Below are 14,587 nucleotides of genomic sequence, written 5' to 3'. Positions count from 1 at the left end.
ATGAAACGTGTGTTGAAATGGGGTAGCTATACTGCGCTGGCACTCGTTGGTTTAATAGCGATCGCCGCGATCGGCGGTTATGCATATTTACAAAATGCTCTCAGCAATGCTTGGGAGCCGCCGACGGCGTTGGAAGGCGTCCCTAGTATCAGCAGCTATGCTGGCGAACCGGCACCAGCTGATATCAAATACACGCCGCTCCGCCCCCGCCAACTGGACTTGCAGACTTTAGCGGCGATTGATCCTGCCGCCCGCCCTTGGGCCCGGTGGTGGTGGCCCGGAGGGGATGTTGACGCTAAGCAAGCGTGCGAGGAATTGCGCGTGATGGATGCTCGTGGAATCGGCGGCGTGGAAATCCAGTCTTTCAATATTGGCCTTGAACCGATCGAGGACGAAGCCGTCCGTGCGAAGATCAACTCTTTTGCGAAAGACGATTATTATCGCACTATGTCGGCTACTATGGCCTGTGCAGAGCGGCTCGGGATGGAAGTGTATCTGAACCACTTGAGTGGTTGGCCAGCGGGCGGTCCACAAGTCTTGCTTGAGGACGGCTTGCACAGTCTGGCCAGCGGGCATTTGGATGTGAAGGGCGGGCAAACTGTCCGCACCAGCCTGCCGGGGCCCGAAGCAGGTCTGAACGCCTACCTCCTTGGTCTTGCGGAGGTTTTCTTCGGACTGGAGGTAGCCGATTTTCCGAGTGATCAAGCAACTTTTTTAAGTGCGGTGGCAATGCGGCGAACGGGCGGTCAGCATTCCGATAATCTCTTGGACGTGACTGACACAATCACGCTCGATAGTGAGACTGCGATAGTTCTCGATGGCCATGTCACTGGCGATATTCTCGAATGGGATGCACCCGCCGGAGACTGGACCATTGTCGCAACCTATATATTGCCCTCTGGCGAGGCGCCGACTTTGGGAGCACATGATACGCCCGGTTTCGTCCTTGATCATTTTCGGCGTGATCAGGTTGTCGGACATTATAATTGGGCGTTCGGAAACCGCACGGGTTTGCAGGATCATTATGGCAAAGCATTTAAGGGTTTTTTCAACGATAGTCTTGAGTTCAAGGTCGACCGCTTGGCTGCGCATGATATTCTTACGGAGTTCGAGAAACGCCGGGGATATGACTTGCGGCCCCATCTTCCGGTCGTGCTCGTTGATGTGGCTGATAATTTCTTCCTGCGGGATGTCGCGCATATTGAGGCGACCCCAAGATATACACTTTCAGATACAGACGAGCGCGTTCGGCATGACTATCAGCAGACCTTGTCTGACCTGGTCGTCGAGCGATTTTTACAAACGTCGGCAAACTGGGCGGAGGCACGGGGCTTGCATTCACGCGGGCAAAGCTATGGTATGGACCTCGACGTGATCCGGGCACTGGGAGCCAATCATATCCCGGAAATCGAACAGCTTTATGCGGGCGGGTCGACCGCGTTCATGAAGATGGCTGCGTCGGCAGGGGCTCTATATGATCGCCCTTTAATTACAGCAGAATCTTTTGTCTGGATTGAACGCGATTACACCATTGCGCCAAGGCAGGTGAAAGCGGCGGCCGACCTGCTATTTGCATCAGGCGTGAACCAGATCATTTATCACGGCATACCCTATGACTTAAAAGATCAGCCCTATAAAGACCTATTCGGCGATATACCGTGGCATCCGTTTTCAGGTCCGGGTAATTTTAGCCACTTCAGTGAAAATTACGGGCAAGGCAGTATTATGTGGGATGCCCAGCCCCAGCTGAATACATATCTGAGCCGAACCCAGAAACTGCTGCAATCAGGACGCCCGGAGGTCGATGTTTTTATCTATTATCCGTGGCTTGGCTTTCCGTCATTTTTTGATGAGATGCCCGGGGTGACCGATGATTTTCTGTTCGAAGGTTACATGCCCGATGCGGGAAGACCGGCGCGCGAGAAGCCCGGTATCGACCTTACCGACCTTCCCTTTCTTAAAGTACCGGAAGATGAAGCTGATCCACGATTGGCTTGGTTGTCAAGGGCATCGGCATTGACGCGAGAACTTGATCGGCGCGGTGTCACTTGGGCCTGGACAAATAGTCACGCACTGGAGACGCGCGGGCGTGGATCGGGAAATGGTGCAGATAATGACATCGAAAACGATATCGCTGCGGTTGTGGTTTTCGAAACCGATCAGATGGAGCTTTCGACCGTCAAGGCTTTGGAATCGCTTAAAAAACAGGGCACTGAACTGCGCTTTTTCGGCCAGATGCCCACGCGACAGAGCGGATTTAAGGATGCAAAGACGGGTGATGAGGCGGTGCGGATGCGCATTGCCAAGCTGAGCCGCGATCAGGTCGTATCAACGCATAGCCAGCTGGTCGATGACCTGGCAGGATCATTGACAGTGACCGGCAATGCAAATGTGCGCCGCGTCCGCCGGACTACCGGCGTGCGGGAGACTGTGGATTTTTTCACTAATCTCTCGCTAGATGATGCTGCCAGCGTTGTTCATGTCGCTGGCGATGACGGCCTCAACCGATATTGGTTCGACCCGATGGGCGGACATGTTTGGCGCGCGGATAGAGACAATTCGGGCGGATTGCCACTGGCTTTGGGCTCGTTAGAATCGGTATTCCTGATTTCAACGCCGCAGATATTGGCAGAGACGGGCCGGCCGCTCTCTCGATTGGTTCGCGACGATAGTACCAAAGTACAGGCGCTGGACCGATGGACGATGAAATTTGGTGACGTCGAAAGAAAAATCGATGGCGGAATGATCGACCTGCGGACTGACGAGGATTTGAAATATGCAGCTGGTCCCCTCGTTTATCGCAACGATTTCATGCTCCAGCCGATGAACGCTGACCAAAGCTATGTGATTGACCTCGGGCGGGTTGAGGGCGTTGCGACCATCTTGGTCAATGGCAAGGCTGTAGGTCGAGCATCGGTCCATCCGTTTTTGGTCGATATTTCGGACGCCGTTCGCGCTGGAAAAAATACGATCACAGTGTCAGTGCGACCTCCGCAAAGAAATGCTCTGGTCGGTCGCGCGCTGGCTGGCGATAAATTTGCTGAGCACATGTCAGTCTATGAAAATGATCTGGTCCGGCTCGGCTTGGTTGATCCGGTCAAACTGTATCGCGTTGAGGGTGAGAGTAAAAGGGCAGCAGCAGCGAGACGATAGTCTGTATCAAAGAAATTTTGATCAGGAGCTTTGCAAGAGGAAAACAGAAAGTTGGGCAAGGCTTAGCGACTAGGGCGGTCCCAAAAGCAAATTTCGTTTGCTAATATTAGCTTTGGCGTAGAATGGCTTTCCGAATATGCGTCAAACTTCACTCCGATATGATGCCATCATTCTTGGCGCCGGCGGCGCTGGCCTGATGTGTGCCGCTATCGCTGGCCAGCGAGGCCGCAAGGTGCTGTTGATTGACCATGCCGATCAACCAGGGAAGAAGATTCTGATTTCCGGCGGTGGTCGTTGCAATTTTACCAATATCAATACGGCCGCTGACCGGTTTCTTTCGGCTAACAAGCATTTCGCCAAATCAGCCCTCAGCCGATATACGGCGCCAGATTTCATCGCGCTGGTCGACCGCCATAACATTGCTTGGCACGAAAAGACTTTGGGTCAGCTATTTTGCGACGGTTCGGCAAAGCAGATCGTTGCTATGTTGATGGACGAGTGCCCTGAAGACGCAGTCACCTTGTCATTGGGCCAATCGGTGACGGATATCCGCCACAACGATGGCTCCTATCATGTTGATTATGGCAATGAAGCTGCGACAGCGCCATCATTGGTCATTGCCACCGGGGGCCCGTCGATACCCAAAATGGGTGCAACCAGCTTTGCCTATGATATTGCCCGGCAATTTGGTCTAAAGGTTGTGGAGCCGCGTCCGGCCCTGGTTCCTTTAACTCTCGGCGGTGAAGAAACGCTATTTCGTTCGCTGTCCGGTGTATCTGCTCCGATAATCGCCAGCTGCGGCAAAACCGCCTTTCGCGAAGCGGCGTTATTTACGCATAAAGGCCTGTCCGGTCCGGCGATATTGCAGATTTCGTCTTATTGGCGGCATGGCGAGCCGATTAGCGTCGACTTTCTGCCCGATCTCAAGCCGGATTGGTTGACCCAATTGAAGCGCGAACAACCGCGTGTTTCGCTCAGCAAGGCCGTCAATGAGCATTTACCAGCTCGTCTTTCTGAGACCTTGTTGGATCGGATCGCGCTTGCGGGCGATTTGGGTAATCTTGCGGATCGCAAGCTTGATGAGGCTTCGAGGCGACTATCCCAATGGCGTTTCATGCCCAATGGAACGGAAGGCTATGCCAAGGCGGAAGTCACCGCAGGCGGGATCAGTACGGCGGAATTATCGTCGAAAAATATGGAAGCTAGGCAAATGCCCGGACTCTATGCTATTGGCGAAGCCGTAGATGTTACCGGCTGGCTCGGTGGCTATAATTTTCAATGGGCTTGGGCGAGTGGCCATGCTGCCGGTAAGGCAATATGATCGTGCCGCGCAGACCCTCTAAACAACCGATATAATATCACCGACCGCAGGCGATTGGCATTTCCGCGCGGCTTTCAATCTTTGCCACGGAAATTTGAACATGCCTTTCTCAGCAGTATCCCCGCTTCTTGCCGAAGCGTTAGCAAATCGCGAATATGCTAAGCCGACAGCGGTGCAAGCCGCAGTGCTGGAACCAGAAACCGCAGGCCGCGACCTCATTGTGTCTGCCCAGACGGGTTCCGGCAAGACGGTTGCCTTTGGCTTAGCCATGGCGCCGCAGCTATTGGACGATAATGGCCGGTTTCCGTTTCTGGTTGAACCGCTTGCCTTGGTTATTGCACCCACGCGTGAATTGGCTCTGCAGGTCAGCCGTGAACTCAAATGGCTGTACGAGCCGGCGGGCGTGCAAATAGCCACCTGTGTCGGCGGTATGGATGCGTCGAAAGAACGCCGGACCCTGCGCCGCGGGGCGCATGTTATTGTCGGAACGCCAGGCCGTTTGCGGGACCATCTTGAACGCGGCGCGCTCGACCTTAGCAAGTTGCGCGCGGCCGTGCTCGATGAAGCAGACGAGATGCTCGATATGGGATTCCGTGAGGATCTGGAAGAAATATTGGATGCGACGGCGGAAGACCGCCGGACATTGCTATTTTCCGCGACGATACCAAAACCGATCATCAATCTTGCCAAGCGTTATCAAAATGACGCGATGCGCATTTCTACGGTCGGGGAAGATCGCGGCCATGGCGATATTGCCTATCAAGCGATAACTGTTGCGCCTGCTGATACCGAAAATGCGGTGGTGAACCTGTTGCGCTTTCATGAAGCGGAATCAGCGATGCTCTTCTGTGGAACACGGGAAGCTGTGCGCCGTTTGCATACGAGCTTGGTTGATCGTGGTTTCAGTGCCGTTGCGCTTTCGGGCGAACACACACAAGCTGAACGCAATCAGGCGATGCAAGCGCTGCGCAGCAAACGCGCAAGGGTCTGTGTGGCAACCGATGTTGCCGCACGCGGCCTTGATCTGCCAACATTGTCGTTGGTTATCCATGTTGAAATTCCTCGCGATGCCGAGACGCTGCAGCACCGGTCTGGACGGACTGGCCGTGCCGGCAAAAAGGGTACGGCGGTTATCATCGTTCCCTATCAGCGGCGCAAGCGGGTGGAATCCATGTTACGCGGCGCGAAAATTAACGCCGAATGGAAAGATGCGCCGACGCGGGCAGATATTCGGAAAAATGATGCTGAGCGTCTGATCGAAACCCTGCTTCAACCGGTTGAAATTGATGAGGATGATCTGGAACTCGCGAAACGGTTGATGGCGGAAAAAACGCCGGAAGAAATTGCTGCGATGCTCGTTCAGTCGCATCGCGCAAAAATGCCCGCGCCGGAACAGATGCTGGATCGCGGCGCACAGTCAAAACCTGCACCCGGCGGACCGCGCCCTGGTTTTGAAGATACTGTCTGGTTCAAGATGGATGTTGGCCATAATCAGCGGGCCGATGCACGCTGGATTCTGCCAGTGCTTTGCCGCCGTGGTCATATTACCAAGAATGAAATTGGCGCAATCCGGATTAATGGCGATGACACATTGTTCGAAATTCCGCGCCGAGTGGTGGATAAATTCACCAAAGCGATTGCCGAGAAACGCGAAACTGGTGGCGATGACACGGACGATATTACGATCACGCAGTTTGAAGGCACACCGCGTGATGCAGCCAAACGCAACCGCAAGGGTGGGCGCCGAGATAATGCTGGCGGTGGTGGCCGAGATTACAGCAATGCCAGCAAGAAATTTGGCGGTAAGAAATTTGGGTCCAAGAAATTCGGCGATCGCAAAGGTGCCAGTAAATCAGAGGGCAGCAAATCCGGCGGAGGAAAATCGGACGGCCGCGATTTTGGCGGCAAGAAGAAATATGGCAATAAGTCGGATGAAGGCGGCAAGCCCTATGTGAAACGCAAAGCTGCGGGAGATCGTGAAGGCGGTAATGAAGGTGGCGCCAAACGCGAATTTGGTGATGGCTTCAAGAAAAAGTCTGACTTTAAGGGCGACCGGAAATCTGGCCCCAAAGGCAATTTCGGTGGCAAGAAGAAAAAGCCGCATCGCGGTAAACGGCCCTTCGAAGGTCAAAAAGATCGCGGGCCTAGGGCTGACTGATTAGTCTGTGCCCCTGCGTAGGCAGGGGGCCATCTCCCGGACGAGAAACCTGGCACTATCAGAAGATGGACTCCTGCCTTCGCTGGAGTACAAGTGCGATCTTATGAGCAACACCATCCAAATCTATGTTGATGCCGATGCCTGCCCGGTAAAGGATGAAATTTACCGGGTAGCTTATCGTCTTGAAGTGCCAGTTATTGTCGTAAGCAACAGTCATTTTCGCGTTCCAGCGCATCCATTGGTGAGCCGCGTGGTGGTAAGCGATGCCTTTGATGCAGCGGACGACTATATTGCAGAACGAGTCTCGGCCGGGACGGTCGTGATTACTTCTGACATATTGCTGGCTGATCGCTGTATCAAAGCAGGATCAGAGGTGCTGGCGCCAAACGGCAAGCCGTTTACCGCCGACTCCATTGGTGCGGCTGTGGCGACGCGGGCTATCATGGCGGACTTGCGCGCTGGAATGGGAACTGAAAATATTGGGGGCCCGCCGCCATTTAGCAAAAGTGACCGATCGAGATTTCTGTCATCTTTAGACCAAATATTGGTACGATTGAAACGCAGTGTTTAGTCTACAGTGACCTGAAAAGTGAGGGCATAGCCTTCTGCAGGCCCTAAGCTTGCCGCGGTTGCAGTGAGCACTGCTCCGCTAACCGATGCACCAAATGGATCGCTCTCATCTGCGCCGGTGGCATCATCATCCTCCGCGGTTGCCGCCGAGCCGCAATTGCTGCCGCTTTGCATTGACGCTGCCGTATAGGTCACGTTGCTTGGAATAGTATCGGTCGCGCTGATCGACGAGGCGGTCGCGCTGCCAGCATTTGAAATCAGTATGCAATATTGAATAGTCGCACCAGGAATAGATTTTGGGTCGCTCGTGCCGTTGACAGGATCACTGATAACGCTGCTGATCTTGGTGACACTCAGCGTCGTGGCCGGACTACAGAAATTGATATCGTGAATGGATATCGCCTGTCCGTCAGGATTAGCAGGCGCGGTGCCGGCATTGCCATATTCGATCGTAATTGTATCAACCGGCGACGAGAATGTAACCACGACATTGCCATTGGCCGAGTCGGAGTTGGATCCGCCGTCTCCGACGGCAACATTCCCAACCACATAGTTGACGACACCATTGGTCAATGTCGGCATGACAGTGGCACCATTGAAACTGCCCGTAACGGTCAGTTTATCAGCAAAATCGTTGGCCGCGAAATCAATATCAAAAACGGTAAACTGCAAGCTTGGCACCGCAGTTGGTAACGTAAGCACCGTTGTTGCCACCTGGGCCCGGTTATCGAATTGCAGATTTTGATAAAGCGACTGTTCCGTTGCCGCCAGGCCGCCGGTATTATTACTGTTATCTTCCGGGGAACCGTCATCGTAGGTACCGCCCGTGTTGCTCAGCGCAAAGTTTATTGTCCCGATATTGGCCACCGTATAGCTGTTGTTAAGCGTTCCCGATGTCCAAGTGACCCCTGCCGCGTTCCAATCAAACAGGGTCTGATTGACGATAGGGCAAATCGCGTTGAAATTCGGCGGCGTCCCTGCCGTCCGTGTCCCCTGGACCGTAAAGCTGCGGCTGGCATCGTCGTCTTCGTTAGTGCTGCCGTTACCCGGGGTGCTGTCTGTGTCAAAATTGGTTTGCGAAAAGACTTCGGCAAAATTGGTGATTGTTACGCCGGCCGGTGCGGTGACCGTTCCGCTAATTGTGATGGACCGGGTTTGTCCCGAGGCTATATTCGGAACCGTCCATAGGTTAGTAGCAGTAGAATAGGACCCGAAGCCTGCTGCTCCTGTGAAGCTGAAACCGGAGGGTAAAATATCCTCGACTTGTACGCTGGTTTCGGCAACTGGGCCGTTATTGGTGAGGCTTAATGTATAACTGATCGCGCTGCCGCTTGTTGGTGTCGCATTGCTAACGGTTTTCGCCAGCGAGAGGTCGGAAACTGCCGTTCCTGCCACCTGAAAGGTGAAATCCGACAAGCCCATATATTGCAAGTTGCCAGCTGGATTACCAGTTTGATTTTGTCCGAAATGATAGGTGATACGGACGCGCTCCACTGAGATAGCGCCGAAATCGACATTTATATTGCCCGTTGTGCTTGTCAATCCGCCTGCGGACCCGGTGCCCACAAACCCTTGCACGCCAGATAATGTCGTGGTTCCTACAACAGCGCCCAGAGTGAAAGTAGCAGGAACACTGCGTATATTTTGCCACACGCCAGTTCCCGTATCATATTCAATCGTAACACCATCGCTACGCGGGCTGGTGCCGCTATCGACATGGGCAACAGCGAACGCCAAATTTGTTACACCAGAGTCAAAGGTAAAAATACTCTCAAATCGGTCGTCCGGATCGAACGTGTCATTGTCCATCGAATAGAGCAATGTCCCGTTTTGCGTTCCGATGGTGCCGTTAAAATAGTTCAGCATTTCAGTGCCGTAGAAGTTCGTAAACGGTCCACCATCAGTAATTTCTGTATGAGTGACCGTAACCGTACGCGGCCCTGCTGTTACGGAAGATCCGCTAGGTACGCCCTGGATGCTGCCGACGCCAAGATTTGTCCAATCTGCGGTGAATGTCTGGGCCTGCGCAGGAACCGACAGCATGGCAAAGACAGCCAAGCCCAGTAGCAACCGAACAAGGTTGCTCACAGCCGCGCTCATGCCGGATCTGGTCAATCCGTTATGATATGTTCCCACAAACATGGCATTTCGGTAGAGCAATAGGCTGAATATTTGGTAAAAATACCATCCATCAAACGCGCTTAACGAAATTTTACATTGTTTGCATTCTCAATATTTTCAGTAGGTTACGACAAGATACCTTTGTGTCAGCCATTCCAGTCGCCGCGACCAGCCATCCACAGGCTGATTGCCGCTACAGCAGCTGTGTCAGCGCGTAATATGCGGGGACCAAGTGAAACGGGTACGGATTGGGGCAGGGCGCGGATCATTTCATTTTCGACGTCAGAAAAGCCGCCTTCCGGGCCGATTAACAGCGCAGCTGGCCCTGCATGGGCGACCAGCGCTTTGCGGAAGCTGCCCGCGCCGCTTTCATGGATGCGTTCGTCGGCGAAAAACAGATGGCGATCACCGGGCCAGCTATCCAGCAACGCCTCAAGCTTGATGAGCGGTTCGAGTTCAGGCAGCGCCGTACGCTCGCATTGCTCGGCCGCTTCGATCATATGCGCGCGCAGTTTATCCGGTTTAATCCCGGTGTTTTGGGTGCGCTGCGTTTGTATCGGAATCATTTTGGTAATGCCGAGCTCGGTCGCTTTTTCTGCTATCCAATTATAGCGATCCTTCTTGATAGGTGCCGCAAGTAGCCAAAGATCGGGTACATTCTCCCGCTCGCGCGTTTTTCCATCAATCAACAAAATGAGATCGCGTTTTCCGACCATCGTGACATGCGCCAGATATTCACCCGTCCGGTCATCAAACAGCTTTACCGGCTGATCTTGTTTGATGCGCATGACTTTAAGGAGATAATGTGCGTGGCTGCCATCCAGCCGAATTTCCGCGCCCTCGCTAAGTTCGACATCGACATAGAGGCGCGGGGCGCTGTGTGGAGGATAAGCGGGTGTGGCTGGCATAAGTTGTACCATTATCCGTTAGTGGTGCGCCTGTCGAACCAGTTTCTCGCTTGCCCTAAAACGCCGATAGCTTCGCTGGTCTTCGGCTCGACAAGCTCAGGACTAACGGTATAAAAGCGATATGTCATCCGATCTTCCTTCCCATGTCCCCGACACTGAATATCGCGGCTTTATCGGGTTGCTCCCGGCATCAGCACGTCCCTATGCGCTGCTCGCCCGGCTCGACCGGCCGATCGGCTGGTGGTTGCTCTTTTGGCCATGCGCATGGGGTGTGGCCTTGGCTGGCGGGGCGCTCTTGCGATGGGATCTGATCCTTTGGCTATTGCTGGGTTCCATCGCGATGCGCGGCGCGGGCTGTGTGTATAATGATATTGTCGACCGTGATCTCGACAAGCAAGTCGAACGCACCCGCTTGCGGCCACTCGCTAGCGGCGTGGTTTCGTTAAAGGCGGCTTGGGCTTGGCTCTTCATTCTCTGTCTGATTGGCTTGACGGTTTGGTTGCAGCTCAATTGGACGGCCCGGCTGATCGCGCTCGGTAGTCTCGCTCTGGTCGCGGCCTACCCGTTTATGAAGCGAATAACCTGGTGGCCGCAAGCCTGGCTGGGAATGGTTTTCTCATGGGGCGCGCTGGTGGGTTGGCTGGCAATAAAACCGGAATTTTCGACCGCCATGCTGCTGCTCTATGCTGGCGCTATATTCTGGGTGATCGGTTTCGATACCATTTATGCGCTGCAAGACCGGGAAGATGACGCATTGGTCGGCATTCGCTCCAGCGCGCTGCGCCTCGGTGAAAATGTGCGTTTTGGCGTGTTGGTTTTTTACGCATTGGCACTCGCCAGTTGGGCCGGGGCTTTTTGGATCATGCGTCCGCAATGGCTTGGTCTGGCTGCGCTGATTCCGCTGGCGCTGCACCTGTTTTGGCAGGTTGGCACACTGAACAGCGGCGATGGCGACGATGCGCTTGCCAAATTCCGTTCCAATCGCTTTGCTGGATTTCTTATGTTTCTCGCCTGTTTGGTGCTGGGACAAGCCGGATAGAAAAAACTGTTTCCAGAATAGTTACATTGCCTCTTGCAACCTATGCAGTTTCTGGCATCTTTAATCGCATAATTAAAATCAAAAATTCTCCCGGAGAGCCTGAATGAAACGACGCCGTCTTGGCAGAAGCGCCCTGCATGTGTCCGATATCTGCATGGGAACGATGACTTTCGGCACGGGTGCTGATGAAGCCATGTCGCACAAGATCATGGACCAGTCGCTGGATGCAGGGATTAATTTCTTCGATACGGCTGAAATATACCCAGTACCTCCCAAGCTCGAATATGCGGGACGGACCGAGGAAATTGTCGGCCGCTGGTTGAAGGACAAAGATCGCGATTCGATCATCCTGGCGACCAAGGTGGCGGGGCCAAGCGGCGGCTGGTTTCAGGCAGCTGTGCGGCAAGGCAATACCGCGCTCGATCGCCACAATATTGTCAAGGCACTGGATGACAGCCTGAAGCGGCTTGGTACTGACTATATCGACCTCTATCAGACCCATTGGCCGGACCACGGCACCGCTTATGACGAAACTATGGAGGTGCTCGACGATCAAATTCGTGCGGGAAAAATCCGCGCCATTGGTTGCTCGAACGAAACCAGCTGGGGCTTGATGAAGTCGCTGGAGGCGTCCGAGCGGCTCGGTGTCACCCGCTATTGTACGATCCAGAATAATTTTAGCTTGAACAACCGCCGGTTCGAAGATGAACTGGCGCAAGTTTGCAAGAAAGAGGGCGTTAGCCTGATTCCCTATTCGCCGCTCGCGGGCGGGGTGTTATCCGGCAAATATAATGATGGCGCGAAGCCGGAAGGATCGCGTTTCTCCGCCTATCTCGCGATGGAAGGCAAGCGCCAGTTTAAAATGGCACAACGCTTTGTGAACGAGAAAAGCATCGCATCAACCAAGCGCTTTATGGCTATTGCCGAAGAAGCCGGTATCGCCCCGGTTACGCTGGCTACCGCCTGGTCGAAACAGCATAAATTTGTGGCGTCCACGATTGTGGGGGCAACCCACACCGATCAATTGGCCGACATATTCGCCGCCAGCGAGCTAGTGCTCAGCGATGATGTGATGAAGGCCGTGGACGAAGTTACCAAAGATATTCTCTACCCCATGGGCTGATCGGCGAATATCCATGCAACGAAAGACAAATCCATGAACCGTTTTCTTCAACATACCGGCGCGAAATACCCAATTGTGCAGGCCCCTATGGGTTGGATCGCTCGGGCTCAGCTCGCTTCTGCGGTCTGCAATGCTGGCGGGCTTGGTATTATTGAAACATCTTCCGGTGAGACTGAAAATTGCATGGCGGAAATCGCGAAGATGAGCGATCTGACTGATGCGCCATTTGGCGTGAACCTGCCGATCATGTTTTTGAAAGACCCGGCGATACTCGATCATATTTGCGGTTCTGGGGTGAAATTTGTAACGACCTCAGCAGGCAGTCCAGCCAAGTTTATCGGTCCTTTGAAAGAGGTGGGGATTACCGTTTATCACGCTGTTCCCACCGTCGATGCGGCGATGAAATGCGTGGAAGCGGGCATTGATGGCTTGGTGGTTGAAGGCGCGGAAGGTGGCGGTTTCAAAAACCCCGAAGAAGTGTCCACGCTCGTTTTGCTGCAAGCCATTCGCCGTCAATCCGACATACCGATGGTCGCAGCTGGCGGTATCGCGGATGGCAAAGGTATGGCGGCGGCCTTTGCATTGGGCGCCGAAGCCGTCCAGATGGGTACGCGCTTTGTCTCTAGCGCCGAAAGCCCGGTCCACCGTAATTACAAACAGGCAATATTGGATGCCAAGGAAACCGGGACCTATGTCCTGAACAAGAAGGCCACGCCCTGTATCCGCGCCCTGAAGACAGAGCGCACCGCGAAAATCTATGAAGACGGTCTAATGCCGCCCGATACGTTCAAAGGCATACTCGATGTCTATTTTGGCGGCGATATGGAGGCCGCGGTTGGCCTTGCCGGTCAATCATCCGGTTTGATTGACGAGATAAAAACTGCCAAGCAGATTATCGACGAAACGGTGGCTGAATTTTTCCGAATTACGGAGCGTATGAGCGCTCTCAACGCCGCAAAGAGTTTTTAATGTAAACCCACCTATCAAGAGAGGAAAACCCCTGATGAGCCACGATATTACAGACGCAAAGCAACTATTCACCACGGTAACCGATGATGGAAAACTCGTTCTATCGATTGAGCCTTATGCCGTGCCAGACCTGGAAGACCATCAAGTAGTCGTCGAGATGGAAGCGGTGCCGATTAATCCATCCGATCTCGGCTTGCTGCTCAGCCCGGCGAAAATGGACACGGTGCGGTCTGAAACCGTAGACGGCCATCCCGCGCTGGTCGCTGATGTCGATCCTGCGATGATGCGTATTTTTGCAGGCCGTAAGGGCAAGAAGCTCCCCGCAGGCAACGAAGGCGCGGGTAAAGTTGTTGCCGCTGGCGCGGCTGACGCGGCGCAGGCATTGCTCGGCAAGACGGTAACCATAGTCGGCGGTGAAATGTATCGTACCCACCGGGTGATGCCAGCCATGATGTGTGTCCCGCTTCCTGAAGGTGCAGCCGCCAAGGAAGGCGCATCGCTGTTCGTTAATCCGATGACTGCGCAGGGTTTTATCAACACGATGAAAGCCGAAGGCCATGAAGGTCTGGTGCACACAGCAGCGGCGTCCAATCTTGGCCAGATGCTCGCGAAACTCTGCGTAAAAGATAATATCCCGTTGGTCGCAATTGTCCGTTCGGATGCACAGAAGAAAATCCTTACTGATTTGGGCGTCACTCACGTACTCGACAGCACCAAGGATGACTTCATGCCAAGCCTTGTCGATGCGTTGGCAGAAACCGGAGCGACCCTGGGCTTTGACGCCATTGGTGGTGGTAAGCTCGCTAGCTATATCCTCACGGCGATGGAACAAGCGGCAGCGAAACGTGGCGCTGAATTTAGCGTCTATGGCTCAACCGTCCACAAGCAGGTCTATATCTATGGCCGCCTTGATACCGGCGAAACCATTTTGGGCGGCGGACTGGGCCTTTATTGGGGCGTCGGCGGCTGGCTGCTGACCCCACATCTCGAACAGGTTGGCGGTGAGCGCATGATGGAAATGCGCATGTATTCGGTTGAAGAGCGCAATGGTATCTTCCACAGCGAATATTCGAGCGAGATTTCGCTGCTGGATATGATCGATCCAGACATTGCCAAAGGCTATGAGAAGAAGGCGACCGGCGAGAAGGTGCTGGTGAATCCGAGCCTTTAGGATAGCGTACCACTTCATATTTCGTCATCGTGAACTCGTTTCAGGATGACGAGG

Annotated in this window: 9 protein-coding genes and 1 pseudogene; 8 read left to right on the top strand and 2 right to left on the bottom strand. The window is 54.0% G+C overall.

Annotated features, from left to right (window positions below; translation table 11 throughout):
- From J4G78_RS05850 to J4G78_RS05835, 4 genes and pseudogenes are all read left to right on the top strand, one after another.
- The gene (locus J4G78_RS05850; protein WP_207989284.1) at positions 1–3,153 is read left to right on the top strand and encodes a glycosyl hydrolase; all 3,153 of its coding nucleotides are present in this window, start codon (positions 1–3) and stop codon (positions 3,151–3,153) included.
- A 136-nt stretch (positions 3,154–3,289) separates the two neighbouring features.
- Positions 3,290–4,474: a BaiN/RdsA family NAD(P)/FAD-dependent oxidoreductase gene (locus J4G78_RS05845; RefSeq protein ID WP_207989282.1), complete on the top strand. Its 1,185-nt coding sequence runs from the start codon at positions 3,290–3,292 to the stop codon at positions 4,472–4,474.
- A gap of 100 nt (positions 4,475–4,574) precedes the next feature.
- A pseudogene (locus J4G78_RS05840) lies at positions 4,575–6,305 on the top strand (DEAD/DEAH box helicase); the annotation flags it as partial.
- A 442-nt stretch (positions 6,306–6,747) separates the two neighbouring features.
- Positions 6,748–7,203: a YaiI/YqxD family protein gene (locus J4G78_RS05835; protein WP_207990460.1), complete on the top strand. Its 456-nt coding sequence runs from the start codon at positions 6,748–6,750 to the stop codon at positions 7,201–7,203.
- Here the strand turns inward: J4G78_RS05835 and J4G78_RS05830 are convergent.
- Positions 7,200–9,290, bottom strand: a complete 2,091-nt coding sequence (locus J4G78_RS05830) for a DUF11 domain-containing protein (RefSeq protein WP_207989278.1) — start codon at positions 9,288–9,290, stop codon at positions 7,200–7,202. The genes J4G78_RS05835 and J4G78_RS05830 overlap by 4 nt on opposite strands.
- A gap of 179 nt (positions 9,291–9,469) precedes the next feature.
- The gene (locus J4G78_RS05825; RefSeq protein WP_207989277.1) at positions 9,470–10,231 is read right to left on the bottom strand and encodes a 16S rRNA (uracil(1498)-N(3))-methyltransferase; all 762 of its coding nucleotides are present in this window, start codon (positions 10,229–10,231) and stop codon (positions 9,470–9,472) included.
- 121 nt (positions 10,232–10,352) lie between these two features.
- Between J4G78_RS05825 and ubiA the strand changes: the two genes are divergently transcribed.
- The 4 genes from ubiA to J4G78_RS05805 all read left to right on the top strand — a co-directional run bounded on the left by ubiA (position 10,353) and on the right by J4G78_RS05805 (position 14,533).
- Positions 10,353–11,270, top strand: coding sequence for a 4-hydroxybenzoate octaprenyltransferase (gene ubiA, locus J4G78_RS05820; protein WP_207989276.1), 918 nt, complete (start codon positions 10,353–10,355; stop codon positions 11,268–11,270).
- Between the two features lie 103 nt (positions 11,271–11,373).
- Positions 11,374–12,393 (top strand): aldo/keto reductase, encoded by a 1,020-nt coding sequence (locus J4G78_RS05815; RefSeq protein WP_207989275.1) that lies wholly within the window; start codon positions 11,374–11,376, stop codon positions 12,391–12,393.
- Positions 12,394–12,426: 33 nt separating this feature from the next.
- On the top strand, positions 12,427–13,362 hold the full coding sequence (locus J4G78_RS05810; RefSeq protein ID WP_207989274.1) for an NAD(P)H-dependent flavin oxidoreductase: 936 nt from the start codon (positions 12,427–12,429) through the stop codon (positions 13,360–13,362).
- 34 nt (positions 13,363–13,396) lie between these two features.
- On the top strand, positions 13,397–14,533 hold the full coding sequence (locus J4G78_RS05805; protein WP_207989273.1) for an MDR/zinc-dependent alcohol dehydrogenase-like family protein: 1,137 nt from the start codon (positions 13,397–13,399) through the stop codon (positions 14,531–14,533).
- The last annotated feature ends 54 nt before the right edge of the window (positions 14,534–14,587 follow it).

The organism is Parasphingorhabdus cellanae, from assembly GCF_017498565.1.
Classification (GTDB): domain Bacteria; phylum Pseudomonadota; class Alphaproteobacteria; order Sphingomonadales; family Sphingomonadaceae; genus Parasphingorhabdus; species Parasphingorhabdus cellanae.
The sequence above is the reverse complement of the archived record's forward strand: the minus strand, read 5'-3'. Positions and strand labels throughout refer to the sequence as shown.